We start from the raw sequence: 26297 nt of genomic DNA, 5'->3' as shown, positions 1-26297 counted from the left end.
CGAGACACAAAGCACAGTTTGTGCCTCCGGCGGCCTTTAGGGGGATTTCACCGGACACACGCACATGCACAGACGCCGCCTCCTCGCGAGCGTGATCGGAGCGGCCGGCGTTCTCGCCGGCTGCACCGCCCGGATACCGTTCGGAAGCGAGACGGTCCCCGAACGGGAAGCCCCGGAGCGACCGTCCCCGCTCGACCCGGAGTCGGTCGTCGACTACGTGGCCGAGTACGAGGCCGTGCGGGCCCACAACACCCTTCGCGGGGAAGACGTGACGGAGCTGAACCTCTCGGCGGACGCCGCGCTGGAGTACGAGGCCGTCGGCGGCTACCACCTCTCGGCACGCCACGCCGGCAGCGTGTACAGTCGGCGTGACGGGAACGAGAGCGTCGGCGAGGTGTACTCCGACCGCGTCCCCTATCGCGTCACTGCCGAGGAAACACGGCGAGCGAGCGTCACCCGGGAGTCCGCCGAGGATCCGCTAACGCCGGATCCCGACGAGAACGGAGACGGAGTGGAGAACGGCGACGGAGTGGAGAACGGCGACGGAGTGGAGAACGGCGACGAAGCGGCGAACGACGAAGCCGTGGAGGCGCCGCTCGGCCTTCGGCTGGTCAACTTCGCGGAGGCGACGGCGGCGATCGACCTCCACGTCGAGCACGACGGCGAGCCGGTTTCCGATTCGACACGGGAGCTTGACCCCGGCGAGGCCGTCGTGATAACCGGCCTTGCGGCCGTTGCCGGCGACTACCGCGTCGTCGCCGCCGTCGAGCTCGGCGGGATAACCGGCAATGCCCGGATCTCGGTGACGCTCCCGGACGTCGAGCGCGGACCGAACGTCGAGGTGGCGGTGACCGACGACGGAACGGTGGCACGCGGGCTATCGGGCGCGGCGCTGCTCTGAAAAGGGCAGTCCGGCGCGCCGGCTACTTTTCGGTGAACGTCACGCCGTGAAGCTCGAAGCGCGCGCCGCCCGTCTCACTCTCGGTCAGCTCGACCGTCCAGCCGTGCGCCTCGGCCATTTCGGCGACGATGTTCAGCCCGAAGCCGGTCCCCTCGGGGTTCGTCGTCACGCCCGGCTCGAACACCTCCTCGCGCCGGTCTTCGGGTATTCCGGGGCCGTCGTCGGCGACGAAAAAGCCGTCCGCAAGCGCGCCGACCGTGACGCGAACCGCGCTGCCAGCGTGTTCGACCGCGTTCCGGAACAGGTTCTCGAAGGCCTGTCCCAGCCGGCTCCGGTCGGCGCGGATGACGGCATCCTCGCTGACGACGAGTTCGGCGTCCGCGGTGTCGACGCTCTCCCAGGATTCCGTGGCGAGGTCGGCGAGCGACACCGGCTCCGTCTCGGTTGCGTCCGCGTCCTGTCGGGCCAACTGGAGCAGGTCGGCGACGAGCGCCTCCATGCGCGAGAGCGCGCGCTCGACCGCTTCGAGGGACTCGATCGCGGCCGCCAGTTCGTCGTCCGAACCGTCGTCAGCGTCGACCGACGCCAGCGCTTCGCGCGCGAGTTCGACGTGCCCGGCCGCGACGGTGAGCGGGTTCCGCAGGTCGTGGCTCACGATGCTCGCGAACTCCTCCAGCCGGTCGCGCTCGCGGGCGATGTCGTCCTCCCGACCGCGGAGCTGACGCTCCCGCTCGATCCGGACGAACACCATCGTCACGGTCGACGCCCAGAGACGGGAAATCGCCAGATCGGTCGAGTCGAACGCGGCTGGCTCCGTCGCACCGACGTTCAACACGCCGTACCGGCCCAGTGGGAGGACAAACTCGCTGCGGATCGGCGTATCGGGATTAAATCGGTCGGGATCAGCATGTGTGTTCATGACGTACTCCGCGCGGCCACGTTCGAACGCCTCCCACGAGATGCTCGGGTCGTCGGGACCGTACGTCGGGTGCTCGTCGACGAGTTCCGCGGACTGGTCGGTCCAGGCAGCCGGCTCTAGCCGGTCTTCCTCGTCGTCGTACAGCCAGATCGCGGCGATGGGGAATCCCAGTACCTCCTGGATGCTCTCGACGGCGAGCTCCGCGGCTGCTTCACGGTCCGTCGTCTTCAGCAGCGTTCGTGTCGCCTCGTGGAGCGTCTCCAGCGTGTCGGTCCGGTTACGGAGCGCCGCCTCGCGGTCGTGTTTCTCGGAGACGTCGACGATCGTCGCGACGACGAGCGTCTCTCCGTCGTGGGTGAACGGGCCGAGGCTGATCTCGACCGGGATCTCCGTGCCGTCCTTCCGTCGAGCGTAGAGGTCGCGCTCCTCGCCCATCGGACGGGGATACGGGTCGACGTAGTACTCCTCGCGCTCGGCGGCGTGCGCCTCACGGTCGGGGTCGTGGAGGAGGGTCTCGACCGGTTCTCCCTCCAGCTCCTCGGGGGCGTAGCCGAGCACGGGCTCGACCTTCGTGTTGGCAAACCGGATCCGCCCGTCGGTGTCAGCCACCACGACGGCGTCCGGCGAGGCCTCCAGGATGTCGTGGTACGACTCCATCCGGTTACTCCTCGCTGCCGGAGTGGACGTGGCCGCACTCGGGACAGCGCACCTCCTCGCCGCGGAGGTCGGCCGAGGACTCTCGCACCTCGCGCATCACCTCCGAGATGCGGTCTTCGGCCTCCAGCTCGTCGGCGACCGCGAGGTCGACACCCTCCACTTCGAGGAGGAACTTCGCGATCTCCGTCACCTCGTACATCATCTCGTCGAGGTCCTCGGCCGTGAAGAAGCCGGACATCGCCCCGTAGAGGAACGTCGCGCCCGACTTGGTCACCTTTTCCTCGAAGGAGTAGCGCGCCTGATTGACCGCCTGCGGCGTGTACGTGTCGGTCATGAAGGGGACGAGCTCGGGGAGGTTCTCGCCGATCTTCGTCATCTCGACGCCCGTCTCGGTGCGGAAGTCCGCACACAGCCGCGCGATCGCCCACTCGCGGGCGGTGACGTAGGTGCGGTCGCGCAGGAACTCGTTGACGCGCTCGTAGCTGGCGCCGTCCATCTTCGTGAACCGCTCGTACTTGCGCACGTCGGCCGGCACGTCGGGATCGGGAGTCCCGTCGGAGGGCTCCGGTTGGTTCTCGGCGTCGGCGGCGTCGGCGGCGTCGGCGGCGTCGGCTGCGGCGCCCTCCGTTTCGGGGGGGCCGGCGTCCCCGTCGGCGCCCGCATCCGTGGCCTCCGTCGCGCCGGCGTCCGCTGGCTCGGGGTCGGACTCGCGCCCGGACTGGTCGGTCATGCACGAAGTATGCCGACGGCCGGGCAAAAGGGTTGCCGGTGGGACCCTCGACGGACGCCGGCGGACGGCGCCATCGGACGCCGCCGTCGAACGACCATTTATCACCCCCGCGGTGGTCGTGTGGACCATGAAGGTGCTTTGCGGGATCGGGGGTAGCGACGACTCGCTGCGCGCGCTGGAGCGAACGGTCGCCCGCGCCGCGGCGGCCGGCGACGACCTCACGATCGCGGTCGTGGACAATCCGGATTCGCCACGGTCGCCCGAGGAGCTTGTCGAGCACGCCGAGGAGGCGGTCGCGGACGCCGGCATCGACGCGGAGATCCGCCGTCTGGAGGGCGACGCCGGCAGCCGGCTGGTCGACATCGCCGAGCGCGAGGGGTTCGAGGAGATCGTCCTCGGCGGCGGGAAGACCAGCCCGATGGGGAAGATCACGATCGGGTCGATCGCGGAGTTCGTCCTGCTGAACGCCAACACCTCGGTCACGCTGGTCAGATGAGCGAGCGACGATTCCCGGACGAGCCGGCCGACGACTTCGAGGCGCCGCCGGTCGCGTTCGAGGACAAGGAGGGACGCGAGATCGAGATCCGCGCGTTCGACGGCGACGATGCCGAGCGCGACGCGCTCGTCGAGATGTACGACACGTTCGATCCCGCCGACCGCGCGCAGGGGATCCCCCCGGGCGGCGAAGACCGGATCCGCGAGTGGCTCGACACCATCCTCGCCGGCGACTGTCTGAACGTGATCGCGTGGGACGGCGAGGACGCCGCGGGCCACGCGACGCTCGTCCCCGACGACACCGACACGTTCGAGCTGGCGATCTTCGTCCACCAGGACTACCAGGAGGCAGGGATCGGCACCCGGCTGATTCGCGCGCTGCTTGGCCACGGCCAAGCGAACGGCGTCGAGACGGTGTGGCTCACCGTCGAGCGCTGGAACCGCGCCGCCGTCGCGCTGTACAAGAAGATCGGGTTCGAAACCTCCGACGCGGAGAGCTTCGAGCTGGAGATGACGTTGCGGCTGCACGAGGCGGGCGAGAGCGAGGAGTAGCAGCGTCTTTGCGGGGGATCAACAACGGAAGGGAACGCGACGCCGGCTACACCGACAACACGGGCTGGCTCGCGTACAGAAGCACGTACTCGGCGGCTTTCTCCAGCACCTCGCCGGGGTCGCCGGAGACGGGTTCGCGGGGGACGACGATGAAGTCGGCGTCGAGCTCCTCGGCGGTGTCGAGCACGACGCTGCCGGGATGGACGGTCTTCACCTTCGTCGAGAAGCCGTACGCGATGGAGTTGCTGTGGGGGACGCCGGCGGCGTCCGCGCGCTCGGCGACGCTGTCGGTGAACGACTCGGTGTCGGCGGCGACGTCCTCCTTTTCGACCGCGCCGGTCTCGATGGCGCGGACGCGGTCCTCGCCGAGCACGTACAGCGCGTGGACGGCGGCGTCGTACTCGCTCGCGACCGCGATCGCGTAGTCGACGGCCTCGTGGGACTCCTCGCTCCCGTCGACGGGAACGAGGACGAGGTCGATCTCGAGGTCGGCCATACCGGCTCGTCGGCGGCGAGGGTCAAAAACCCCGCTGTCTCCCGGTTCTTCGTGAGGGTTCCGCGTCGAAAGCGTTTCACCCCGGGCGCGCGACGGTGTCGTATGCACATCGCCGTCCCCAACAAGGGTCGTCTCCACGAGCCGACGCTGTCGCTTCTCGAACGGGCCGGCCTCCACGTCGAGGAGACCGCCGACCGCCAGCTGTACGCCGACACCGTCGATCCCGACGTCTCCGTGTTGTTCGCGCGCGCCGCCGACATCCCGGAGTACGTCCGCGACGGCGCCGCCGACCTCGGGATCACGGGTCTCGACCAAGCCAGCGAATCCGGCGGCGTCGCCGCGAGCGCGGCCGAAGCCGACGAGGACGACCTCGTCGACCTGCTCGACCTGGAGTACGGCTCCTGTGACCTCGTGCTCGCCGCGCCGGAGGACGGCGACATCGAGTCGGTCGAGGACCTCGCCGGGAAGACCGTCGCCACGGAGTTTCCGAACGTCACGCGCGACTACTTCGCGCGCGTCGGCGTCGACGCCGAGATCGTCACCGTCACCGGCGCCACCGAGCTCACCCCGCACGTCGACATGGCCGACGCGATCGTCGACATCACCTCGACGGGAACAACCCTGAAAGTGAACCGGCTCGCGGTGATCGACGACGTGCTCGCCTCCTCCGTCCGCCTGTTCGCCCGTCCGGACGTGGTCGACGACCCGAAAGTCGAACAGGTGCGGACCGCCCTGGAGTCCGTCCTCGCCGCCGACGGCCAGCGCTACCTGATGATGAACGCGCCGAAAGAGCGACTCGATGACGTAAAAGACGTGATCCCCGGACTCGGCGGCCCGACCGTGATGAACGTGGAGGCCGACGAGAACGGCAACGGGATGGTCGCCGTCCACGCCGTCGTCGATGAGCGCGACGTGTTCGCCACCATCTCCGATCTGAAACAGGTGGGTGCCAGCGGCATTCTCGTCACCGAGATCGAACGGCTCGTCGAGTAGCCGGCGGTCTCTTCCTCTTTCGCTCTTGTGTAGGACATTGTTGATCGAGTGCCCTCTTGCGATGCTACTGTACATTCACTTTTGAAGATGATCACGCGAGAAAAATTGGGTTCCCAGCCTTGGATCGCTGGATTGTTCGTAAGAAGTTGCGAGCGATTAGGTCGAAACGATGTCTTCGAGCACCTGTTCGTCTAGTTCGTGGAGGTCTTCGATGGTATCGATGTCGAGTTCATGGAGTTCGTCTATTGTTTCTCGGTCGAGTTCGTGGAGGTAATCGACTGTATTCTCGTCGAGCCGGTGGAGCTGATCGACAGTCTCCTCGGAGACTTCGTGGAGGTTCTCGATAGTAGACTCGTCCATGCGGTGGATCTGCTCAATATCCTCCACGGTGAGCGACTGGAGATCCTCCATCGTGTGCTCGTCGAGCGAGAGGATTTCCTTAACGGTTTCAACGCGAAGCCTGTGGACGGAATCGGCCGTTTCTGCGTCGAGTTCGTGGAAGTCTTCGATAGTGCTCTCGTCTAGCCGTTGGATCTCATCGATAGAACGCTCGGGAAGTGCGTGTACTTCCTCGATTGTACTCTCATCAAGTTCGTGGAGGTCGCGGACAACTTCTTTGAGGTCGGTCATGGGTCAGGTCCCGCCTGACTGAACGTTCAGTCTACAAAAATAAATTGTGGCCAAACTCCATGTTCGTGAAACAAAACGGATCTGTCGAACGCTTCCTCTAGACGCTCTTGTTAGTACTTGTTGATAGAGGGCCCTCCTGCAATTCTATTGAGAGCTAGACGGATCGAGAACTTGCGCCGCAGCGGTTTTGACGGTCAGCTACTGAGCGGAGTCTACAACGGGAGGTAGTATCAACAATCTCCTACGGAAGAGCGTCCTCTTTTTTCCTCCGTCCTACGCCACCGCGAGCACCGAGTCGTCCGGAATTTCGATGTCGTACACCTCGAGTAACGCGGCTGCCTGACGGCGCACCTCCTCGGGCGGCGGGAGCGCGCCGTCGGAGGCGGTCTGGACGATGATCCAGCCACTGACGTCGTCGACGGCGTTCTCGCCCGCGAGGTCGTGAACCGCGGTGAGGATCGCCTCGTACTCGGACCGATGCGTGTCGAATCGCGGCGGTGGCGGCGCCGGCAACGACGCCCGCGCGCGCCGGATCCGCCGAAGCGCATAGTACGGGTTGGCCATAGGCGACGCCACTCCCCGCTCACACTTATAAGCGGCTGCGGGGCGAGGCTTACTCCGCGCCGCCGGCGGGTTCCGACCCGCCTTTATCGTCCGCTTCGTCCTCCTCACCCGCCGAGAGTCCCTCGTCGTCCGGCCGGTCGAGTGCGCGCGGCACGTCGTGGTGGTCGGAGTAGCCGTCGAACCAGCGGACGATCCGCTCGATCCGGTCGACGACGTGTCCGGGCTCGCCCGAGCGCGACAGCTCGTGGCCCTCACGCGGATAGCGGACGAACCGGGTGTCGACGCCGTGTTTGCGGAGGAACCGGTGGTACAGCTCCGCGGTGCAGATCGGCGTCCGGGTGTCGTCTTCCGAGTGAAGGATCAGCGTCGGCGTCGAGACGTTGTCGGCGTGGCCGACGGGGGACTGCTCGAACAGCCACTCCGGCTCCTCCCACGGGACGGTGTCGAAGTCGCCCTCCAGCAGCTTGTACGCGCCGTCCGTCGAGCCGTAGAAGCCGGTGAGGTCGTAGACGCCCCGCTGGGCGACGGCGCCCGCGAAGTAGTCCGTCTGCCCGACCGTCCACGCCGTCATGAACCCGCCGAAGGAGCCGCCGGTGACGAAGGCGTTCGACTCGTCGACGGAGTCGCGCGCGGCGACCTCCTCGACGCCGGCCATCACGTCCGTCAGGGTCACCGCACCCCAGTCGCGCTCGATCGCCTGCAGATACTCCTCGCCGTAGCCCGACGACCCCCGGGGGTTCGACCAGAAGACGACGTAGCCGCGCGCGGCAAGCGTCTGGAACTCGTGCCACATCGTCCCCGACGTGGACCACATCGCGTGCGGGCCGCCGTGGATCTCCACCGCGAGCGGGAACTCCTGATCGCCGGCGTCGTCAGCGTCCAATTCCGGCGGCGTCAGCACCCAGCCGTGTACCTCGCCCTGCTCGGACTCGAACCACAGCTCCTCCGGTTCGCGCACCTGGCGCTCGGACAGGTAGTCGGCGTTCAGTTCGGTGAGCCGCGTCGTCTCGCCGTCGTCCGCCGTAAACGCGAACACGTCGCCCGGGTGGTCCCACTGGCTCATCGCGAGCGCGACGACGACCTCGTCCGGGCCCGCGCCGGACGCACCGCCGACATCTCCACCCGAAACGGTGCCCTCCCGGACGAGCCGCTCGGCCGTCGCGGAGCCGTCACCGGGAACGTGCCACAGCGCGGTCTGGCCCTCGTCGGGCGTCGTGAAGTACACCGTCTCCTCGTCGGGACCCCACTGCGGGGCCGCCCCGTAGCCGAGCCCGCGGTCGATCCCGGCGGTGAGGTCCGCAACCTCTCCCGAGTCGCGGTCGAGCGCACGAAGCTCCGTCTGCTGGATCGACGCCTGGTCCGGCTCCGTGTACGCGAACGCGATTTTCCCGTCCGAGGTCGCCGCGAGCGCCGTCCCCCAACCGGTGGTAGTGTGCACCCGCTCCGTCTCGTCCGCACCGAAGTCGTGTGCGTGGATGGCGATCTCGTAGGAGTCGTCGGGGTCCTCGCCGACCTGCTCCGTGAAGTACAGCGTCTCCGCGTCGCCCCACTCGGGCCCCGCGAAGTCCGCCTCGTCATCATCGGTGACGCGCTCGACGCCCGACGCCTCGTCCGCGTCGGCACCGTCGACGGTCGCATCCGGGTCCACCACGTACACGCCCGAGCGCCGGCCGTCGAAAAACTGCTGTCCCGAGCGGTACACCGTTCGGTCGATCACGCGCGGGTCAGGGTGGTCCTCGGGCTCGTACTCCTCGGGCACCGACAGATCCCGCTCCTCCTCGCGGTCCTCCGGCGTCACCGACTGGACGAAGGCGATGCGGTCGCCGTCGGGCGACCAGGCGATCGACGAGACGCCACCGACCACGTCCGTCACCTGCCGGGCCTCGCCGCCGTCCGTGGGCAACACCCAGAGCTGTTGACGGTCGTCGTCCGCACCGCGCGTCGAGGTGAACGCGAGCCGGTCGCCGGAGGGGCTCCAGCGCGGCTCCGCGTCCGACCCCTCCGCGAGGGTGAGCCGGCGCGGCTCCGCCGAGCCGTCCCTCGGAACGGCGTACACCGTCGACTCGGTGGTCTCGTCGTCGGTCGGTTCGCGTCGGAGGAAGGCGATGCGTGAGGCGTCCGGGGACAGTCGCGGGTCCGCCGGCTTCGCGATCTCGTGATAGTCGGCCGCTTCGACGGGCTGCATACGCCACCCTCAGTCGCCTCCCTCAAAAGGCGTCGGGAGCCGGAAGTCGGCGAGACTGAGGCGCCGGCGACCGCGCCGTGCCACACCTTATAAGCGAAGCCGCGGCCAGACCCTCCGTGATCTGACGAGCCGACCGCGGCGCACTGGACGGGAGCGCGACGCCCCGCCGCGGACGACCGACGCCACCCCCGTCGCCTGTTCGCCAACCACCTTCACCACACCAGCCACCATCCCCAGCCACAGCGACACTCACTCAAAAGCGTCCGACGCCAAACTCCGCGAGGTCAGCAGGCTCCGCGCCGCGAACCGCTTCCGCGACGAGCTTCCCGCTGTAGGGCCCAAGCTGGAGTCCTGTCGCGCCGTGTCCGGTGGCGAGGTGTGTCCCCTCGACGCCCGGCACGGGACCGAGCACGGGATTCCGGTCGGCCGAAACCGGCCGCAGGCCGACTCTGGTCTCCACGTGGCGCGCCTCGGACAGTCCGGGAGCGACGCGTAACGCTTCGTTCGCCACCTCGGCGATCCCGCCGAGCGTCGCGTGTGGCGCGAAGCCCGCGTCCGATTCCCGGGTCGCGCCGACCGCGATCCGGCCGTCCGGCCAGGGAACCATGTAGTGGCCACGGAACCCCTTCACCACCGGCCAGTCCGCGGTGGTCACGCCACCGATCGGGTCCGTGTCCAGGTGCGCGATCTGTCCACGGTGGGGTTCGACCGGCACCTTGACGCCGAGAGCGGCGCCGAACGACCCGGACCACGCGCCGCCGGCCACCACCACGTTCGGGGCGTCGATCCGCGTCCCATCGGCAAGGTCGACGCCCGCGACCGCGCCGCCGCCCGTCCGGATTTCGGTGACATCGCCATCCCGAATCGTGAGTCCCGCGTCCGTTCCCGCCGCGAGCAGCGCCGACGCGAATCGGGCGCCGTCGACTCGCCCGGCGTTCTCGAATCGGAGCCCGCAGGCACCGTCGACCACCGGCGGGAACAGCTCGCGGAGCTCCTCGCCAGCGACGACCGACACGGAATCCGGTTCGGGGAACCCGTAGCGCTTCGTCCGGTCGGCTGACCGCTCCTCGGCGGCATCGAGCGCAGCCCGGTCCGAGTCGTCGACGGCGATCGCGACCAGCTCCGTCTCCGAGTAGCCGTGGTCGTACCCGGCGTCCGCGAGCTCCGCGGCGAGATCCGGATAGTAGTCGGCTGCGTCGACCGCGAACTCGAACCACCGCGTCGACTCGGTTCGGCTGCTGGTCGCCGGGGCGACGATCCCGGCACCCGCGTTGGTCGCCCGCCCCTCGTCGTCGCGGTCGACGACCACCGTCTCGACGCCTGCACGTGCGAGGTGGTACGCGACCGACGACCCGACGATCCCGCCACCCACCACGACGGCCTCGTAGTCGTCCATGCGCCGGGAGGTGGCCGCCGAGGACAAAAGCCTTCGCGAGGCGGCGGCCTACTCGACCGCGACCCGTCCGCTCGTCGCGCTGTTAAGTCGCTCGACGAGCGCCTCCACCTCAGCGACGGGCACCCGCAGCTCGAAGGTGACCGTCTCGCCGTAGTCGGCGTCGAACTCGACGCCCGACGACTCGATCACGCCCCGGACCGTGCCCGAGTCGTCGTACTCGGTGTGGACGACCAGCCGCCGGTGTGGTCGCTCCTCGACGACGCCCGCCTCGTCGATCCCCTCCTTTACCGCTCGGGAGTACGCCCGCGCCAGCCCGCCGACGCCGAGGTTCGTCCCGCCGTAATAGCGCGTGACGACCGCGACGACGTTGCGCACGTCGCGCTGCTGGAGCACGTTGAGCGCCGGCTTGCCCGCGGATCCGGTGGGCTCGCCGTCGTCGTCCGAGTACTCCCGGAGCATCACGTCGGAGCCCGGCGTCCGCTCGGAGGCCTCGCCCGCGGGAACGCGGTAGGCGGGGACGTTGTGTGTGGCGTCGGCGTACTCCATCCGCACCTCCTCGATGAACGCCTCCGCCTCGTCGACGGTGTCGGCGGGCGCGACATGGCCCAGGAACTCCGACCCCTGCACCTCGAACGTCGCGGTCGCCCGCTCGTCGACCGTCAGGTAGGTGTCGCTCACTGTCGGAGGATCCGGCCGTCGGCTAATAAGGCGTGTCGGTCAGGCTGCGGCGTCCGCGGCGCGCGCTCGGCCGCCCTGGAGGTGCACAGCGACCACACCGTCACCGGTCGTCCTGCTCCTCGTCGTCGGAATCGGGAGCGCCCGCGACCTCCAGCCGGTCGGAGTCGAGCACCGACAGCGGCGCCCCCTTCCCCTCGGATCGCCGGCGCTCCAGCACGACGCTCGTCGGCGGCGCGAGCCGATAGAGCGCGACGAAGGCGACCACGCCGATCGTCTCGGCGATCTTCCCGACCACCGCCAGCGGATCCGCAGCGATCGCGATGGGGAGCGACGTTCCGTACCAGCCCACGTAGCCGACCAGGAACGCGCCAAGGGTGCCGGCGCCGAGCGCGTACAGCCGGCGATACTCGTCGGCCCGCAGCGTGGCGGCCGCGATGAGCCCCGTGAACAGCGCGGCCAGCACGAACACGTACGGGCGCGGATCCGTCGCGGAGAGCTGCGGCCACGCCCACAGCAGGTGGACCGCCGCGCTCAACACCGCCGCCTGTGCGGCGACCGCCCGAAGGATGCGCTTCCGCGGCGTGTCGCGGTCCGGGAACTCGTCGGGGGCTGGCGGCGAGCCAGTCGACTCCGCCGCGTCGACGGAAGGGGTATCAGCCATCCGCTACTCCCACGGCCGGTTCCCCGGCGCGTCGGGCCACAGCGGGTACCAGTAGGACTCGTCGTCTTCGAGTCCGAGCTCGCCGTCGAGCACCGACTGGAGTTTGAACTCCGCGCGCTGGTCGCGCTCGTGGTCGCCGTCGGGGACGAACGGGTAGTAGGCGCCCCGCCGGAAGGAGTACACCCAGTAGGCGTCGTGCTCGGGCTTCTCGAAGCCGAAGACGGCGGCGAGCAGCCGGGAGCCGAATCCCTCCTCGACGAACTGGTCGGCCGCGAAGTGGATGCTGGTGACGAGGTCCTCGGGGTCGTCGTCCTCGAGCACGAACCACCGGTAGCCGTGGTCGTCCTGGTACCGGTGGAATCCCGTCCCCGTCTCGATCTCGCCGGCTTCGAGGATCGCCTCCACCTCGCTCACGGCGTCGTCGAAGCGGGTACTGTCGACGCCGGAGAAGCAGAGCGCCGCCTCCCCGCAGTGGTCGTAGCCGAGGTCGGCCTGCATCGTCATGTACGCCGTCGACATCCCGAACAGGTCCTCGGGGTCGGCGTCCCGGGTGGCGTCCGTCTCGGCGCTCGTGCCGAGTACGGCCCGGATCGTGTCGAAGAGTCCCATCTGTTGGATGGGAGTAGACGCCGCGGGGTTTAGGACGTGTCGGAAGTACGGGCGCCGGACGGAGGCCGGACGGGAGTCGAGGGGAGACTCTCGGCGCTACTCCTCGTCGGCGTCCGCCCGACGGTCCAGGAAGGTGAGCACGCCGCGCGTGTTGAGGCTGGCGTCGGCGCGGGCGCGTTCCGGGTTCCAAAACTCCTTCTCCTGGCTGGTCTCCTCGAAGTGCTCGACGACCGCCTGGTCGTCGGCGAGTTCGGCGCGTTTCGTGCGGACCGCTTCCACCCACTCGACGTAGGCACGTTTGGCCGCTTCCAGGAGTTCCGGGTCGTACGAGCGCGGGCCGAAGTGTGCGAAACAGAGCAGTTCGGGCTCGAGATCTTCGATGGTGCGCATGTCGGCGAGACACTGGTCGAGGTCGAACTGCGGCGGGGGCGTGGTCTGTCGGACGGAATCCTGCTCTGGAACGTAGATACCGGCGGCGTCCGCGGTGAACACCACGCTCTCCTTCGGCTCGTGGTACACCGCGTGGTGGGGGGCGTGACCGGGTGCCTCGTGGACGACGAGCTCGCGGTCGCCGAGGTCGATCCGGTCGCCGTCGGTCAGCCCCTCGATCCGGTCCTCGGGAACGGGTTTCGGCTCCGCGTAGTGCCGCCACTGGTCCTCGACGGCGCTTTTCGTGCCGGCAACGAGCCGACTGGGATCGACCAGATAGCGAGGGCCGGGCTCGGGGACGAGCACGGTCGCGTTCGGGTAGCGCTCGGCGAGGTGGCCCGCACCCCCGGCGTGGTCAAGGTGGGCGTGTGTGGGAACGATCCACGCCAGCTCCTCCCGGTTGATGCCGATCGACGCGATGGCGTCGGCGATCCGCTCGTGATTGGCGCCGGTTCCCGTGTCGATGAGCGCCGGGTTCGGCGTGTCGTAGATGTACACCGACCCGTACTCGTCGGTGTCGAACATGCCGGTGTCGTGGACGTACAGGTCGGATGCGCCGTGAACGAGTTCGGTGTCGCCGGCTTCCATGGTCGTCACCGACAGGCTGCTCCGCCTTTTAGGGTTCGGTCGACGGCGCAGTGGGTCGAGAGACTGAGTAGCTCAAAAACGGTCGGAATCAGCGGTCCGCGGAGCGTTTATAACTGAACGACGATACTACGGGGAGCGCGGTGGCGTGTCCCGGCGCCGCCGCAACTCGGCTCGGTCGATCGCGGACCGGCTACTTCTCGTTCAACTCCTGGAACTTGTCGAGGAGTGCCTCCGCCGAATCTCCGGAATCGTACGTGAGCGAGCCGGAGTAGTCGGCGCGTTCCGCATCGAAATCGGCGTCGACGACGCCCGTCTTCTGTTCACGACGCTCGTGCTCGTCCTCGTCATAGGCACCCATTGACATGGTACACCCACACTTGGAAATTATTCGATATATAGATGTCGGTTGGATACACGAACGATCGTGTAGAACCTGTCGGCCGTCGTCGTACTCGACGGCGACCAGTGCCGGTTTGTGAGCCGCTATCGGGCCGCTGCCGGGTCGGCGGCGAGTCGCCGCCACCGGAAACCCTTAGCCGTGCGGGGAGGTTAGCTCGACCGTGGCACAACCGCTGCGATTCAGGCGCGCGACCGGCGAGTGGAACGACTCGCGGGTGCGCTCGCGCATCGAGCAGCCGCTCGACGACAACCTCGGCGCGACCGCGAGCGACCCGTGGTTCCGGCCGCCGCCCGGCTACGACGCCCGGCGCTTCGACATGGACGACGGCTCGATGGCGTTGTTCTGCTGGACGGACCACGACGACGACCCGCCGGAGGGCATCAGCGCCGGCCCCACCGGCTACTGGCTCGGCAACACGGAGACGCCGAGCTCCCTCTGGCGAACGGACAAGTACGGCTTCGACGAGGTCCCCTACTCCGTCTCCCGGTGGGCACAGCGCGAGCTGCTCGCCGGGCTCCACGACGACGAGCCGTGGCTGGCGGAGTACCCGCACGTCTCGTGGTACTTCCTTCCCGTGTTCTGCTCGAAGGACGGCTCGGAGACGACGCGGGCGTTCTTCCGCGACCACGCCGCCGGCTTCCCCGATGCGAGTCGCGAGGCGGGCACCGGCTACGTCGAGGAGCTCCTCCATCCCGGCATCCTCGACGACTATCGGGAGACGATGGCCGGCAAGCTCGGCACCTCCGCGTCGATGGACGTAGTTCGGATGAGCGCGACGATCGCGGAGTTCACCGCGGCGAAGATCCTCACTGACGCCGGCTACGATATCACGCCGGAGATCGAAGTGACCACCGGCCACTCGCTGGACTACCGCGCCGAGAACCCGGCAACGGGAGAGGCGAACCTGGTGGAGGTAACTCGTCCCCAGCCCGTCTCGGGGCGGGCCGCAAGCGATCCGGTCGCCGCCGTGCGCGACACCGCACAGACGAAAACCAGCGGCCAGCTGGAGGCGCACGCCGGCGGCGTCACGCTGTTCGTCGACTGCTCGTCGTTCCCGGACGACGACTGGGCGGCGGTGCGCGACGAGCGCCCCGACGTGCGTCACAAACCCGCCGTCGTCTTCCGCGCCCGGCCGAGCGGCCGGATCGAGGGGTACCGAAAGGGATCGGTGCCGCTGGAACTCACGGACGCGATGTCGTTCGTGGACTGACTCCGGAGCGACGGCGGGAGCGCGTCGCCCGAGTACGTCGTCGGAGTCGTCGCTCGCCGGCGAGTGAAAACCGCGACCGCGAGAAGGGTGACGGGTGGTGTGGCGGTCGCGACAGCGGGTTAGAAGGAGACCTGATCGGGCCCTTTCTCTGCGTCGGTGGTCGGGTCGCGGTCCGAGTAGAACCGTCGGCCGACACCGCGGTGGCAGACGCCGGCTCGAAGGGTGGCGAACACCTCGTCCGGTCGGTCGAACGTCTGGTCGCCGAACCGTTCGAGGACATCCCCGAGCCGCTCGGACCCGTCGGCGAGCTCTACAGTCGCGTTCCCGTGAGCCGCGATTATCTCCTCCGAGGTGGCGGGGAACTGGTGCCGTTCGAGTCGGTCGTCGATGCCGTTCAAGCGCATCACCTACTGGGATGGGAAGGAAGTTCTTAATGATTGTCCATGTACGACCTTGGAGGAGAGGGTGGTCCTTAATGATCCTTTAGTGTGAATTGGGCGCACGGATGGACTCCCGGTCGCCGCCATACGGCGGCAGGATCGTCGGTCGCCGCGTCGCGATCACCGACCTGCACCCGTCGACCGCGACCGCCGGCGCTTAGTGTGACGGCCGCGAGCGACGAGTATGGACGCGGACGCCTCCTCCCCAATCGTCGCTGACCTCCACGCGCACACGACCGTCTCGGACGGCACGCTGACGCTCGCGGAGGTGCCCAACGCTGCCCATGTGGCGGACGTCGACTGGGTCGCGCTCACCGACCACGACCGCGTGCATCCGGAGCTTGACGCCCCCGTCGTCGAGCGCGACGGGATCCGGATCGTGCGCGGGATCGAGCTTCGGGTGGACGCCGGCTTCGAGCGCGTCGACCTGCTCGGCTACGGCGTCGAGCACACCGACGCGCTCGACGCGGAGATCGACCGCCTGCAGACGGACCGCCAGCAGCGCGGCGCGCGGATTCTCGAACGTGTCGAGGCGGAGTTGGGCGTCGAGCTCGACGTGGAGTCGCGCCCCGGACTCGGACGCCCGCACATCGCGCGGGCGATCGAGGCATCGGATGCACCGTACGACTACGAGGGGGCCTTTGACGAGCTGATCGGGGACGACGGACCCTGCTTCGTCGCCCGCGAGGTGACCACCGTCGAGCGCGGCGTCGAGGTGCTCCGGGAGGCGTGTGCGGTCGTCGGGCTCGCCCACCCGTTCCGCTACGATGACCCCGAGGCGGCACTGGAGCTGGCGCGCGAGCTCGACGCCGTCGAGCGCTGGTACCCCTACGGTGAGGGCGTCGAGACGGATGCCGAGTTGGTCGACCAAGTCGCCACGGAGGCGGACCTGCTTCGGACCGGCGGCACGGACGCCCACGAGCGGACCCTTGGGGTCACGGGACTGACTCGCGAGGCGTTTGCGCCGGTCCGCGAGCGACTGCCCGAGCCGGTGCCCGCCACCCACGACCGCTGATCCCCCCGCGACGAACAAGGTTAAACGCCGGGACGCCCCATATTCGAGTATGCAGTGTCACTACTGTGACGACGAGGCCGCGTACGCCGCCGAGAAGTCGGGCGTCAAGGTCGGCCTCTGTGAGGAGCACTTCCGCGAGCAGGTGGACGCCCTCGCTGCGTCCGACGACCTCGCCGCGCTTCGCGAGCAGATCGACGTGGACACCGCGGAGTAGCGCGAGCGCCGATCCGGACTCGGCCACCCCCGTCCGGCGTCGCCGCCCGCCCGGAGCGAACCCTAAAAGGCCGCCCGGCGTCAACGCCCTCCATGCACCCCACCGACCGGCCGCGTCGCCTCCGAACCGACGGCGTTCGACCGCTGGTCAGCGAGACGGACCTCTCGGCGTCGGACCTGATCGCGCCCGTTTTCGTCGACGCGACCGCCGACGAGCGCGTCTCGATCGAGACGATGCCCGGCCACGAGCGCGTGCCCGTGAGCGACGCCGTCGCGCGCGTCGAGGAGATCCTCTCGACCGGCGTCGAAGCCGTCATGGTGTTCGGCATCCCCGAGAGCAAAGACCCCGAAGGGAGCCGCGCGTACGCCGAGAATGGCGTGGTCCAGCGGGCGATCCGCGATATCGCCGCCGAGACCGACGCCTACGTCGTCGGCGACGTGTGCCTCTGCGAGTACACCGACCACGGTCACTGCGGGATCATCGAGGAGACCGCACGCGAGGACCCCACGCTGACCGTCAAGAACGACGAGACGCTCGACCTGCTCGCGCGCACCGCCGTCTCGCAGGCCGAGGCCGGCGCCGACATGGTTGCGCCCTCCGCGATGACCGACGGGCAGGTGCGGGCGATCCGCGAGGCGCTCGACGACGCCGGCTTCGAGCACGTCGCGCTGATGAGCTACGCCGTCAAGTACGAGTCCGCCTTTTATGGCCCGTTCCGCGATGCTGCCGACGGCGCGCCGGCGTTCGGCGACCGCCGCCACTACCAGATGGACCCCGCGAATCGCCGCGAGGCGCTTCGGGAAGCCCGAATCGACGCCGAAGAGGGCGCCGACGTGCTGATGGTGAAACCCGGGCTGCCGTACCTCGACATCGTGCGCGACCTCCGCGAGGAGTTCGACCACCCGATCGCGGCCTACAACGTCTCCGGCGAGTACGCGATGCTCCACGCCGCCGCCGATAAGGGGTGGCTCGACCTCGAAGCAACCGCCCACGAGTCGCTGCTCTCCCTGAAACGCGCCGGCGCCGACCTGATCCTTACCTACTTCGCCGAGGACCTCGCCGAGCGCTTATAAGCGAAGCAGGAGAGAGACGAGAAACACAACGCAACACCTCACCGAACCACACCACGTGGCGCGCCCGCGAGCGCCCATCGGGCGCGAGACGGAGCGCGAGGGAGGCGGGAGTGCGCCGGCGCTGCGTTGCGGTCCGCCGGCGCGCTCTCCGCCGAGGCTGGGGAGGCGTGAGGCTGCGGGTGCGGAGCGGTGCGGAGCGGTGCGGAGCGGTGCGGAGCGGTGCGGAGCGATGCGGAGCGATGCGGAGCGATGCGGAGCGGTGCGGAGCGATGCGGAGCGGTGCGGAGCGGTGCGGGGCGGGAACTCAAAGGGGCAGGCGGCGAGGACGAAGCCCGGCGTAGCAAGCACCACAACGAGCGAAGCGAGTGCGGAGCACAGCAAGCCGCGCGAGTCCCGCGAGCGAAGCGAGCAGGAACGTCTTCCGGTGGTCGTCGCCGCCTGGGGCTTTGCGGAGTTCACCGTCGCCCCCACTTCACGGGACCCGTATAAGAAGCGCGCCGATGTTCCCGGAAATCCCGACGCGGCGACCTCCCACGGACCGACAACCGTCCGGACTCGCCGGCGAACGCCACCCGTCCTTTTTAAGCGCCCCCTACGCCACGTACCACGTATGACGCAGGTCTGGCTCGTCGACAGACAGTTCGACTCGAAGGGGCTCGTCCGGCTGACGTACGCCACGACGGACGGCGAGCGCGTCCACACGAAGGAGCTCGCCGAGCAGCGGCTCGTCACGGGGCCGGGGATCACCGCCGCGCGCGACGTGGACGACAGCGCACTCGGGGAGACCGACCCCGACGAAGTCGAGCGGTTCGCCGCCGAAGCAACTCGGATGGCCGAGGAACACGAGCCCGACGACACCGTTTAAACCGCAACGTCCCCACAAGGACCGACGTTTTAAACCGGGTCGGGCGACAAGAGCCGCCAATGCAACCGAGTTCGCTCTCCGGGCTCCCCGCGGGCGTCGGCGAGGCGCTCGAAGCGGAGGGCGTCGCCGAGTTCTACCCGCCACAGGAGGCCGCCGTCGAGGCGGGGGTGGCCGACGGCGAGAGCCTCGTCGCCGCCGTTCCCACCGCCTCCGGGAAGACGCTGATCGCGGAGCTCGCCATGCTCTCGGCCGTCGAGCGCGGCGGGAAGGCGCTGTACATCGTCCCCCTCCGAGCGCTCGCCAGCGAGAAGAAGGCGGAGTTCGAGCGGTTCGAGGAGTTCGGCGTCACCGTCGGCGTCTCCACGGGCAACTACGAGTCCGACGGCGAGTGGCTCGCCTCCCGGGACATCATCGTCGCCACCTCCGAAAAGGTCGACTCGCTCGTTCGCAACGGCGCCCCGTGGATCGACGACCTCTCCTGTGTCGTGAGCGACGAGGTGCACCTCGTCGACGACGCCGGGCGTGGCCCCACGCTGGAAGTCACCCTCGCAAAGCTCCGGCGCGTCAACCCGAACCTCCAGACGGTGGCGCTGTCGGCGACCGTCGGCAACGCGAATGTCATCGCCGACTGGCTCGACGCCGAGCTCGTCGAGTCCGACTGGCGGCCCATCGACCTCCGGATGGGGGTCCACTTCGGCAGCGCGATCAACTTCGACGACGGGTCACAGCGGGAGGTTCCCGTCGACAGCGGCGAGGACCAGACCGCCGCGCTCGTCGCCGACGCGCTCGACACCGAAGAGGACGGCCAGGGCGGCTCCTCGCTCGTTTTCGTCAACTCCCGGCGCAACGCCGAATCCGCCGCTCGCAAGCTCGCGGACGTGACTGGCCCCCGACTGACCCCCGACGAGCGCGACGAACTCCGGGAGCTCGCCGCCGATATCCGCGACGTCTCCGACACCGACACCTCCGAGGACCTCGCGGACGCGGTCGCGGAGGGCTCCGCGTTCCACCACGCCGGGCTCGCCGCCGAACACCGGAGCCTCGTCGAAGACGCGTTCCGCGACCGGCTGATCAAGTGCATCTCCGCCACCCCGACGCTCGCCGCGGGGGTCAACACCCCCGCTCGCCGGGTGATCGTCCGCGACTGGCGGCGGTACGACGGGGAGTTCGGCGGCATGAAGCCGCTCGACGTGCTGGAGGTCCACCAGATGTGTGGCCGCGCGGGACGACCTGGACTGGACCCCTACGGCGAGGCCGTGCTCCTCGCGAAGGACGCCGACACGATGGACGAGCTGTTCGAGCGCTACATCTGGGCCGAGGCCGAGCCCGTCCGCTCGAAGCTCGCCGCCGAGCCCGCGCTCCGCACGCACGTCCTCGCGACGGTCGCCTCCGGCTTCGCCTCGACCCGCGAGGGACTCCTGGAGTTCCTGGACAACACCCTCTACGCCACCCAGACCGACGACGAGGGGCGGCTCTCCGACGTCACCGACACCGTCCTCGACTACCTCGCGGTCAACGACTTCCTCGAGCGCGAGTACACGAACGGCACCGAGAGCCTCCAGGCGACCGGCATCGGCCACACCGTCTCCCGACTCTACCTCGACCCGATGAGCGCCGCGGAGATGATCGACGGCCTCCGCGAGGCGTGTGCGACCGACGACAAAACGGACGACGACGCCGCCGCGAGCCAGTACGCCTTCTCCGCCGGTGAGGACGGTGCGGCAGACGCCAGCGCGGATGCTTCCGAGGCTGAAACGGCGGGCACCGGATTCGGCACGTTCAGCAAGCGCAACGACGATGAGGCGGACGACGGCCCGGAAACCGCCGAAGAGGTGGACGCCGAGGCGACTGCCGGCGACGATGGCGACGCCGACGAACCGGACACCCCCACCGGCCCCACCGATTCCCCCGACATCTCCCCGCTCGGGCTCTACCACCTCGTCTGCCGGACGCCGGACATGTACCAGCTCTACCTCAAGTCCGGCGACCGCGAGACGTACACGGAGATCTGCTACGAGCGCGAGGAGGAGCTGCTCGGCGACACGCCCTCCGAGTACGAGGACGTGCGCTTCGAGGACTGGCTCTCCGCGCTCAAAACCGCCCGCCTGCTGGAGGACTGGGCCACCGAGACCGACGAGGACCGGATGGCCGAGCGCTACGACGTGGGCCCCGGCGACATCCGCGGCAAGGTGGACACCGCCGAGTGGCTCCTTCGCGCGGCCGAGACGCTCGCACGCGACGTAGAGGAGGTCGACGGGGATGCCGTCGTCGACGTGCGCGCCGCCCGCAAGCGCGTGGAGTACGGCGTCCGCGAGGAACTTCTCGACCTGGCCGGCGTCCGAAGCGTCGGGCGCAAGCGCGCCCGCCGGCTGTTCGAGGCGGGCATCGAGACCCGCGCGGACCTGCGGGAGGCCGACAAGTCGGTCGTCCTCGGCGCGCTCCGCGGCCGGGAGAAAACCGCCGAGCGTGTGCTGGAGAACGCCGGCCGCGAGGACCCCTCGATGGAGGGTGTGCGGTCCGACAGCGCCGCCTCCGCGCGAGCGACCGCAGGCTCCGCGAGCAGCGACGATGGACAGGGCCAGTCGAATCTGGGTGATTTCTCGTGAGCGACCCGGCCGAGACGGCGGCCGCCTCGGAGGAAACGCGGCCGACCACACCGGAACCGGATCTGCGGCTCGTCGAAGGCGTCGCGGAGATCGACGATCTCGACGCGTTCCTCGCCGAGATCCGCGCGATCACCGAGGTGACGGGCGCCGTCGTGCAGGCGTTCGACGCCGAGATCGTCGTCTCCGACACCCACCTCACCCGCGCGACGGAGCTCGCCGCACGGGCGGTCGCGCGAGGCGACGCGGTGGCTCGCGATCCGGCGGTGGAAGTGCTGTTGTACGCCGCTGGCCGGCGGCAGATCGACCGCGCGCTGACGATGGGCGTCGACGAGGGGACGACGCCCGTGGTCGTCGTGGTCACCGACTTCGGCGAGGTGCCCAACGCCACCCGCGACGGGGACCCGCTGGAAGGGGCCGACCTCGACGCCGCCGTCGAACAGGTTCGGAACCGGCTTCGACCGGCCGACACGCTCGGGCAGTACGACGAGTCGCGCGTGCGCGAGTTCTTCGACGTGACCGACCGGGAGCTCGCGGCGACCGACGGCAACCTCGCAGACATCGTGTGTGAGCGCGTCGCGCTCCTCAACGTGGAGAAGTAGCGGGCGTTCAGTCGGACCGTCCCGCCGTCGCCGAAGACCCGTCCCGGCGGTTACTGCTCACGAGTCCGTTCGGATGCGTCGACCAACCGGAGCGCCTGCCGGATGTGGAACCGCCCGTCCGCATCGCTGGCCGAGTCGAGCGCCCCTTCAAATGGTCACGGAGATCGTCACAAAACTTCGGTTTCTCCGCCTCTTTCGCCTCTTCCGCCGCTTCCTCGATCCCTTTCTCCCCCTCCGCTTCGCCTCCGCTCATCGGGGATCCTCCGCGTCGAGCACGTCAGTGCTGAACAGCATCCTACCACCGGATACGGCGGTTCCCTCAAAAGGCTGGGCGCGTCGATGGATCCCATCGAGCGGCCAGTGTTCCTCGAAAGACCCCCTTTCTTCTGCTGGAAATCGCATGACAACGCGCCGATTTATTTCCAGATGAAACGAAATTCCAGTGACGAATGAACAGCAGAGAGCATCAACGGAGAGTGAGTGCCACCGTCGACGAGAAGATCGAAGAATAGTCCATCCTGGATTCGAACCAGGGTCGTTGCCCCCAGAAGGCAACAGGATTGGCCACTACCCCAATGGACTGTGCGCATTCCATCGTACTCCGTGGGTGTTTGTAAGCGTTGCGCGTTGGGGCCGGAGTGTCACGGCGTCGCAGGCCCCCGCGCTCGGCGGTGGTCGTCGCCGAGCGCGTGCAGTGCCGACGGCCCGATTCCGGCGGGCCGCCGTCGGCGGATCCTCGTCCGGGAATGCGCCGAACGTGCGTATATCGTCACTTATTAGCTGCGTGTATCCCCACCTTCGTGTATGTACGTTGGACGCTTCGTCGTCGTCGGCCCCGGCATCGGTGCCTACCGTGTCTCCTCGCGCTCGTTCCCGAACCGGCAGGTGGTCGACCGGGACGGCGCACTGACCGTCGGACCGACGCCGGACGCACCCGAGACGGACAATCCCTACATCTCCTACAACTGCGCGCGCGCCGTCGAAACGCCCGCCGGCGAGTCGCTAGCGGTCGTCGGCAACGGCTCGCACGTCGACCCGATCGCGGAGAAGCTGGAGTTGGGCTACCCCGCCCGCGACGCGCTGGCGACGCCGCTGCTCGCGCTCGACTTCGAGAAGGACGACTACGACACCCCCCGGATCGCCGGTGTTGTGGGGGCGGAGGCCGCGACGATCGGCGTCGTTCGCCGCGACGCCCTGATCGTGGAGGCAGTTAGCGAGCCCACGCTCGTTGCCACCTACGAGAACGACTCGCCGGAGCCGTACGCACTCGCCGCGACGGACGCCGCGAGCGCGGCGACCGAAGTGCTGGAGGCCGACCTCGAACATCCGGTCTGTGCGGCCGGCGCGACCGTGGACGATGACGGCGTGACGCTGGCGTTCGACAACGGAAACTGAGTCCGGGACTGAGACCGGAACTGAGACTAGGACTGAGACTAGGACTGAGGAATCGCATGGCCGGCGACGAGAGAAGGCTCAGGCGAACTTCCGAACCGTCATCTCCAGCGTGTCGAGGTCGAGAATGGGGGCGTAGCCCGCGTCGGGCTGGATGTTGACGGACTTCTGGAAGTCGGTCTGGGCCTGCCAGCAGCCGGAGTTGACGGCGAGCACGTTGTGGTACTTCCCCCAGCCGAGCTTGTGGACGTGTCCCGTGTGGAACACGTCAGGCACGTCGTCGATGACGAGGTAGTCGCGCTCCTCGGGCGCGACGCGGGTGTGTCCGCCGAACTGGGGCGCGACGTGGCGCTTTTTGAGGAGCTGGTACATCGCCTTGTGTGGCTCGTCGTAGCTCGCCTTCTCCTCGGGAAGCTCGGCGATCACCTCGTCAAGCGAGACCCCGTGGTACATCAGCACGTCGACGCCCTCCACGCTGACCGTCGCGGGGTTCGAGACGATCCGCGCGTCGTGAACGTCCATGATGTCGCGGAGCTCGTCGTCGAAGCCGGGCTGTGGCTCCGCGAGGCGGACGGCGTCGTGGTTCCCCGGGATCATCACGATCTCCATGTCGGCGGGCACCTCCTTGAGGTACTCCGCGAACACCTCGTACTGCTCGTAGATGTCGATGATGTCGAGCTCGTCGTCCTGATTCGGATAGACGCCGACGCCCTCCACCATGTCGCCGGCAAGCAGCAGGTACTCGACCGGCGCCGCCTGCGGCGTGTGGAGCCAGTCGGTAAACCGGGACCAGGCGTCGGCCATGAACTCGTCGCTGCCCACGTGAACGTCCGAGATCAGCGCCGCCTGGACGTGTCGGTCGGCCGTCCCCGGCTTGTGCGTCCGCGGAATATCCGGGAAGTGCAGCGAGTCCGCAAACAGGATCCCCGAGTCGTCCGCAAGCGTGCCGTCGATGGCGACACACTCGTCCATCAGGATCTCGTCGACCACGTCGGCGAGCCCCTTGTCCTTCATCACGAGCGCGGGGAAGGTGCCCGTGGTGTCCTCCAGCTCGATGAGCCAGTGGCCGGACTTCGTCGAGCGCACGTCGTTGACCAGCCCGATCATCGCGGCGTCGCTCCCACCCGGCATCGACTCCAGCGAGTTGGCCGGTCGGTGGTTCACTCGACCGCGAAGCACTTTTGAGAGCCGCTCGTAGCGGTCGCGGAACGTCTGCACGAAGTCGTCGTACTCGCCGGTCCCCGTGCTGTAGCCGGTCATGTCGTTGCCGATCTCCAGCTCGCGGCGCTCGGGGTCGCGCACGTGGTCCGCCGCTTCGGAACCCGCCCCCGGGTCGAGGGCGTCGACGGCGTTGTCGCCGCCGGCGGGGTCTCCAGCAGGGTCGCCGTCAGCGGGGTCACCTGCGGAATTGTCGTCTCTCTCACTCCCGGTAGACCCCTTCGTTTCGACTGGGTCCGAGCGTTCCTTCGTGTGGTTTGTCTCAGTATCTTCTGGAGTCGAAACGTTAGTCGTTGACGTGGATGCGGATGTATTGCTCGATGTAGCGGTCGCCGCGTCCGCGGGCGGATCCGTGGGCGCGTCCGGCGCCCCGTCGACATCGAGGACCGCTCGGACGTGCTCCGTGGTGATCCGAAGCGCGTCGTCGGGCGCGTGCTCGACGGCGGCCTCCAGCGCGAGTGCAGAATCCGGCGCCCCCGCAAGAAGGGTGACTGCCTCGCGCTCGGCGTTGTACCCGCGGCTTGCGAGCTCGCTCACGAGACGGGCGTTCGACTCCAGCGGCACAGGAACGGAGAGGGGACTCCACGCCTAAACGGTTCCGGAGCCAACCCCCGGACTTATGGGTGGATGACGCGAACGCCGAGGTGATGGACTCCGGGGAGCGGCCGCCGTCGGACGAGCCCGACGACGCGGCCCGAGATGACGACCGACCCGACGGCGCGGACCAAACCGCGCCAGGGTCGACCGACGAAACGGGGGCGGCGGACCGGGCGCCGGCGGAGGATTCGGCCAAGGACGAACCCAGCGAGGGGTCAGGAACATCGGCCCCCGCCGAAGCCGCGCCGGCTGGAGAACCGCCTGAAGGTGAGTCGTCCGAAGGTAAGTCGTCCAAAGGTGAGTCGTCCGAAGGTGAGCCGGCCGCGGACTCGAAACCGTCCGAGGGCTCGCTCGCCGACGCGCCCGACGACGCCGGCGCCGGCGACCAGGGCACGCCGGGCATTCACGAGGACCGCGGCCTCCTCTACCGGTTCCGTCACGACCAGGACGGGCCGTTGATGTGGCTGCGCGAGATGCTGTCGTCGGCCGCCATCGTGCTCGTGATCGGGCTGGTGATCTTCGCGTTCAGCGGCGTCTGGCCGCCGATGGTCGCCGTCGAGTCGGCCAGCATGGAGCCGAACATGAACACCGGCGACCTCGTGTTCGTCACCGAACCCGGCCGGTTCGCGCCCGACGCCGCCGACAACGACATCGGCGTGGTCACCCACGAGCGTGGTGCGGAGACGGACTACCGCTCGTTCAGCTCCTACGGCTCGGTGATCATCTTCCAACCACCGGACAGACGCGGGTCGCCGATCATCCACCGGGCGATGTTCCACGTCGAGGAGGGGGAGGACTGGTACGAGCGCGCCGACGAGCGCTACCACAACGCCGACGACTGTGAGAACCTGCGGAACTGTCCCGCACCCCACGACGGGTTCATCACGCTCGGCGACAACAACGGCCAGTACGACCAGGTGAACGGCCTCGCAGAGCCAGTCCAAGAGGAGTGGGTGACCGGCGTCGCACGCCTCCGTGTGCCGTACCTCGGCTACATCCGCCTGCTTGTCACCGGGCAGGCCAGCGTCGGTGACATCCTGCCGACAGTTCTCCCGATCGACACCGGGCTCGTCGATGTCGGGGCTGAAGTCGGCGACCCCGGACTCGTCGACGTCGGTCTCCTCGACCCCCGCATTTCGACTGGAACCACCGGAGTCGTCGCCGGCTGACCGCACGAAACCGTCC

General features: G+C 68.6%; 27 protein-coding genes and 1 tRNA gene. 13 read left to right on the top strand and 15 right to left on the bottom strand.

Translation table 11 applies throughout. The features are described from left to right. The first annotated feature begins 64 nt into the window (after positions 1-64). Positions 65-901, top strand: coding sequence for a hypothetical protein (locus ACYQ07_RS09265; RefSeq protein ID WP_459880447.1), 837 nt, complete (start codon positions 65-67; stop codon positions 899-901). A gap of 22 nt (positions 902-923) precedes the next feature. Here ACYQ07_RS09265 and ACYQ07_RS09260 read toward each other — a convergent pair whose 3' ends face one another. Both ACYQ07_RS09260 and ACYQ07_RS09255 read right to left on the bottom strand, forming a co-directional pair. Then, a complete protein-coding gene (locus ACYQ07_RS09260; protein WP_459880444.1) occupies positions 924-2477 on the bottom strand; it encodes a sensor histidine kinase in 1554 nt (517 codons plus the stop codon). Positions 2478-2481: 4 nt separating this feature from the next. After that, the gene (locus ACYQ07_RS09255) at positions 2482-3207 is read right to left on the bottom strand and encodes a DUF5806 family protein (RefSeq protein ID WP_459880441.1); all 726 of its coding nucleotides are present in this window, start codon (positions 3205-3207) and stop codon (positions 2482-2484) included. Positions 3208-3334: 127 nt separating this feature from the next. Here ACYQ07_RS09255 and ACYQ07_RS09250 point away from each other — a divergent pair, with 127 nt between their 5' ends. Next, the gene (locus ACYQ07_RS09250) at positions 3335-3703 is read left to right on the top strand and encodes a universal stress protein (RefSeq protein WP_459880438.1); all 369 of its coding nucleotides are present in this window, start codon (positions 3335-3337) and stop codon (positions 3701-3703) included. Beyond that, positions 3700-4254, top strand: a complete 555-nt coding sequence (locus tag ACYQ07_RS09245) for a GNAT family N-acetyltransferase (RefSeq protein ID WP_459880436.1) — start codon at positions 3700-3702, stop codon at positions 4252-4254. Before ACYQ07_RS09250 ends, ACYQ07_RS09245 begins: the two co-directional genes overlap by 4 nt. 46 nt (positions 4255-4300) lie before the next feature. On the opposite strand, the gene ACYQ07_RS09240 is transcribed toward ACYQ07_RS09245, so the two are convergent. Continuing rightward, the gene (locus ACYQ07_RS09240) at positions 4301-4750 is read right to left on the bottom strand and encodes a universal stress protein (RefSeq protein WP_459880433.1); all 450 of its coding nucleotides are present in this window, start codon (positions 4748-4750) and stop codon (positions 4301-4303) included. A gap of 102 nt (positions 4751-4852) precedes the next feature. Between ACYQ07_RS09240 and hisG the strand changes: the two genes are divergently transcribed. Further along, positions 4853-5743 (top strand): ATP phosphoribosyltransferase, encoded by an 891-nt coding sequence (gene hisG, locus ACYQ07_RS09235; RefSeq protein WP_459880430.1) that lies wholly within the window; start codon positions 4853-4855, stop codon positions 5741-5743. A gap of 156 nt (positions 5744-5899) precedes the next feature. Here the strand turns inward: hisG and ACYQ07_RS09230 are convergent, their stop codons facing one another. From ACYQ07_RS09230 to ACYQ07_RS09190, 9 genes are all read right to left on the bottom strand, one after another. Continuing rightward, positions 5900-6373 carry a hypothetical protein gene (locus ACYQ07_RS09230; protein WP_459880427.1) on the bottom strand — a complete coding sequence of 158 codons (474 nt, stop codon included), beginning with the start codon at positions 6371-6373 and terminating at the stop codon, positions 5900-5902. Between the two features lie 273 nt (positions 6374-6646). Next, on the bottom strand, positions 6647-6937 hold the full coding sequence (locus tag ACYQ07_RS09225) for a hypothetical protein (protein ID WP_459880424.1): 291 nt from the start codon (positions 6935-6937) through the stop codon (positions 6647-6649). Between the two features lie 49 nt (positions 6938-6986). Continuing rightward, entirely contained in the window at positions 6987-9122 is a 2136-nt protein-coding gene (locus tag ACYQ07_RS09220; RefSeq protein ID WP_459880421.1) for a S9 family peptidase, read from the bottom strand. 253 nt (positions 9123-9375) lie between these two features. Further along, a complete protein-coding gene (locus ACYQ07_RS09215; RefSeq protein ID WP_459880418.1) occupies positions 9376-10518 on the bottom strand; it encodes an NAD(P)/FAD-dependent oxidoreductase in 1143 nt (380 codons plus the stop codon). Between the two features lie 48 nt (positions 10519-10566). After that, positions 10567-11196 carry an IMPACT family protein gene (locus tag ACYQ07_RS09210; protein WP_459880415.1) on the bottom strand — a complete coding sequence of 210 codons (630 nt, stop codon included), beginning with the start codon at positions 11194-11196 and terminating at the stop codon, positions 10567-10569. Between the two features lie 100 nt (positions 11197-11296). Then, positions 11297-11857: a hypothetical protein gene (locus ACYQ07_RS09205; RefSeq protein ID WP_459880412.1), complete on the bottom strand. Its 561-nt coding sequence runs from the start codon at positions 11855-11857 to the stop codon at positions 11297-11299. A gap of 3 nt (positions 11858-11860) precedes the next feature. Further along, a complete protein-coding gene (gene pspAB, locus ACYQ07_RS09200; RefSeq protein WP_459880410.1) occupies positions 11861-12466 on the bottom strand; it encodes a PspA-associated protein PspAB in 606 nt (201 codons plus the stop codon). 96 nt (positions 12467-12562) lie between these two features. Continuing rightward, positions 12563-13483 (bottom strand): MBL fold metallo-hydrolase, encoded by a 921-nt coding sequence (locus ACYQ07_RS09195; protein WP_459880408.1) that lies wholly within the window; start codon positions 13481-13483, stop codon positions 12563-12565. Positions 13484-13673: 190 nt separating this feature from the next. Continuing rightward, positions 13674-13841, bottom strand: coding sequence for a DUF5786 family protein (locus ACYQ07_RS09190; protein WP_459880405.1), 168 nt, complete (start codon positions 13839-13841; stop codon positions 13674-13676). A gap of 202 nt (positions 13842-14043) precedes the next feature. Between ACYQ07_RS09190 and ACYQ07_RS09185 the strand changes: the two genes are divergently transcribed. Next, positions 14044-15093: a DUF5784 family protein gene (locus tag ACYQ07_RS09185; RefSeq protein WP_459880403.1), complete on the top strand. Its 1050-nt coding sequence runs from the start codon at positions 14044-14046 to the stop codon at positions 15091-15093. A 119-nt stretch (positions 15094-15212) separates the two neighbouring features. Here the strand turns inward: ACYQ07_RS09185 and ACYQ07_RS09180 are convergent, their stop codons facing one another. Next, the gene (locus ACYQ07_RS09180; protein ID WP_459880400.1) at positions 15213-15497 is read right to left on the bottom strand and encodes a DUF5789 family protein; all 285 of its coding nucleotides are present in this window, start codon (positions 15495-15497) and stop codon (positions 15213-15215) included. Positions 15498-15717: 220 nt separating this feature from the next. On the opposite strand from ACYQ07_RS09180, the gene ACYQ07_RS09175 reads away from it, so the two are divergent. The 6 genes from ACYQ07_RS09175 (at position 15718) to cgi121 (ending at position 21905) form a co-directional block, all read left to right on the top strand. Beyond that, complete coding sequence (locus ACYQ07_RS09175) at positions 15718-16548, top strand: PHP domain-containing protein (RefSeq protein ID WP_459880397.1); 831 nt, start codon at positions 15718-15720, stop codon at positions 16546-16548. A 49-nt stretch (positions 16549-16597) separates the two neighbouring features. Next, positions 16598-16762, top strand: a complete 165-nt coding sequence (locus tag ACYQ07_RS09170; protein WP_459880394.1) for a DUF6757 family protein — start codon at positions 16598-16600, stop codon at positions 16760-16762. A gap of 92 nt (positions 16763-16854) precedes the next feature. Beyond that, on the top strand, positions 16855-17835 hold the full coding sequence (hemB, locus tag ACYQ07_RS09165; protein WP_459880391.1) for a porphobilinogen synthase: 981 nt from the start codon (positions 16855-16857) through the stop codon (positions 17833-17835). A 610-nt stretch (positions 17836-18445) separates the two neighbouring features. Next, positions 18446-18700, top strand: a complete 255-nt coding sequence (locus ACYQ07_RS09160) for a DUF7967 family protein (protein ID WP_459880388.1) — start codon at positions 18446-18448, stop codon at positions 18698-18700. Between the two features lie 59 nt (positions 18701-18759). Next, positions 18760-21306: an ATP-dependent DNA helicase gene (locus ACYQ07_RS09155; RefSeq protein ID WP_459880385.1), complete on the top strand. Its 2547-nt coding sequence runs from the start codon at positions 18760-18762 to the stop codon at positions 21304-21306. Beyond that, complete coding sequence (gene cgi121 / locus ACYQ07_RS09150) at positions 21303-21905, top strand: KEOPS complex subunit Cgi121 (protein WP_459880382.1); 603 nt, start codon at positions 21303-21305, stop codon at positions 21903-21905. Before ACYQ07_RS09155 ends, cgi121 begins: the two co-directional genes overlap by 4 nt. 509 nt (positions 21906-22414) lie before the next feature. Here the strand turns inward: cgi121 and ACYQ07_RS09145 are convergent. Next, positions 22415-22487: transfer RNA gene (locus tag ACYQ07_RS09145), tRNA-Gln, on the bottom strand. A gap of 222 nt (positions 22488-22709) precedes the next feature. Here ACYQ07_RS09145 and ACYQ07_RS09140 point away from each other — a divergent pair. Continuing rightward, positions 22710-23300 carry an IMP cyclohydrolase gene (locus tag ACYQ07_RS09140; RefSeq protein ID WP_459880379.1) on the top strand — a complete coding sequence of 197 codons (591 nt, stop codon included), beginning with the start codon at positions 22710-22712 and terminating at the stop codon, positions 23298-23300. A 78-nt stretch (positions 23301-23378) separates the two neighbouring features. Here the strand turns inward: ACYQ07_RS09140 and ACYQ07_RS09135 are convergent, their stop codons facing one another. Further along, the gene (locus ACYQ07_RS09135; RefSeq protein ID WP_459880376.1) at positions 23379-25079 is read right to left on the bottom strand and encodes a DNA-directed DNA polymerase II small subunit; all 1701 of its coding nucleotides are present in this window, start codon (positions 25077-25079) and stop codon (positions 23379-23381) included. A 59-nt stretch (positions 25080-25138) separates the two neighbouring features. Between ACYQ07_RS09135 and ACYQ07_RS09130 the strand changes: the two genes are divergently transcribed. Then, positions 25139-26281 (top strand): S24/S26 family peptidase, encoded by a 1143-nt coding sequence (locus ACYQ07_RS09130; RefSeq protein WP_459880373.1) that lies wholly within the window; start codon positions 25139-25141, stop codon positions 26279-26281. Positions 26282-26297: the final 16 nt, after the last annotated feature.

This window comes from Halorubrum gandharaense, from assembly GCF_054654575.1.
The sequence above is the reverse complement of the archived record's forward strand: the minus strand, read 5'-3'. Positions and strand labels throughout refer to the sequence as shown.

Bases quoted from the DNA above. Each gene is read 5' to 3' on its own strand.
- ACYQ07_RS09265 (WP_459880447.1), top strand. From the start codon at position 65: ATGCACAGACGCCGCCTCCTCGCGAGCGTGATCGGAGCGGCCGGCGTT.
- ACYQ07_RS09260 (WP_459880444.1), bottom strand. From the start codon at position 2,477: ATGGAGTCGTACCACGACATCCTGGAGGCCTCGCCGGACGCCGTCGTG.
- ACYQ07_RS09255 (WP_459880441.1), bottom strand. From the start codon at position 3,207: ATGACCGACCAGTCCGGGCGCGAGTCCGACCCCGAGCCAGCGGACGCC.
- ACYQ07_RS09250 (WP_459880438.1), top strand. From the start codon at position 3,335: ATGAAGGTGCTTTGCGGGATCGGGGGTAGCGACGACTCGCTGCGCGCG.
- ACYQ07_RS09245 (WP_459880436.1), top strand. From the start codon at position 3,700: ATGAGCGAGCGACGATTCCCGGACGAGCCGGCCGACGACTTCGAGGCG.
- ACYQ07_RS09240 (WP_459880433.1), bottom strand. From the start codon at position 4,750: ATGGCCGACCTCGAGATCGACCTCGTCCTCGTTCCCGTCGACGGGAGC.
- hisG (WP_459880430.1), top strand. From the start codon at position 4,853: ATGCACATCGCCGTCCCCAACAAGGGTCGTCTCCACGAGCCGACGCTG.
- ACYQ07_RS09230 (WP_459880427.1), bottom strand. From the start codon at position 6,373: ATGACCGACCTCAAAGAAGTTGTCCGCGACCTCCACGAACTTGATGAG.
- ACYQ07_RS09225 (WP_459880424.1), bottom strand. From the start codon at position 6,937: ATGGCCAACCCGTACTATGCGCTTCGGCGGATCCGGCGCGCGCGGGCG.
- ACYQ07_RS09220 (WP_459880421.1), bottom strand. From the start codon at position 9,122: ATGCAGCCCGTCGAAGCGGCCGACTATCACGAGATCGCGAAGCCGGCG.
- ACYQ07_RS09215 (WP_459880418.1), bottom strand. From the start codon at position 10,518: ATGGACGACTACGAGGCCGTCGTGGTGGGTGGCGGGATCGTCGGGTCG.
- ACYQ07_RS09205 (WP_459880412.1), bottom strand. From the start codon at position 11,857: ATGGCTGATACCCCTTCCGTCGACGCGGCGGAGTCGACTGGCTCGCCG.
- pspAB (WP_459880410.1), bottom strand. From the start codon at position 12,466: ATGGGACTCTTCGACACGATCCGGGCCGTACTCGGCACGAGCGCCGAG.
- ACYQ07_RS09195 (WP_459880408.1), bottom strand. From the start codon at position 13,483: ATGGAAGCCGGCGACACCGAACTCGTTCACGGCGCATCCGACCTGTAC.
- ACYQ07_RS09190 (WP_459880405.1), bottom strand. From the start codon at position 13,841: ATGGGTGCCTATGACGAGGACGAGCACGAGCGTCGTGAACAGAAGACG.
- ACYQ07_RS09180 (WP_459880400.1), bottom strand. From the start codon at position 15,497: ATGCGCTTGAACGGCATCGACGACCGACTCGAACGGCACCAGTTCCCC.
- ACYQ07_RS09175 (WP_459880397.1), top strand. From the start codon at position 15,718: ATGGACGCGGACGCCTCCTCCCCAATCGTCGCTGACCTCCACGCGCAC.
- ACYQ07_RS09170 (WP_459880394.1), top strand. From the start codon at position 16,598: ATGCAGTGTCACTACTGTGACGACGAGGCCGCGTACGCCGCCGAGAAG.
- hemB (WP_459880391.1), top strand. From the start codon at position 16,855: ATGCACCCCACCGACCGGCCGCGTCGCCTCCGAACCGACGGCGTTCGA.
- ACYQ07_RS09160 (WP_459880388.1), top strand. From the start codon at position 18,446: ATGACGCAGGTCTGGCTCGTCGACAGACAGTTCGACTCGAAGGGGCTC.
- ACYQ07_RS09155 (WP_459880385.1), top strand. From the start codon at position 18,760: ATGCAACCGAGTTCGCTCTCCGGGCTCCCCGCGGGCGTCGGCGAGGCG.
- ACYQ07_RS09140 (WP_459880379.1), top strand. From the start codon at position 22,710: ATGTACGTTGGACGCTTCGTCGTCGTCGGCCCCGGCATCGGTGCCTAC.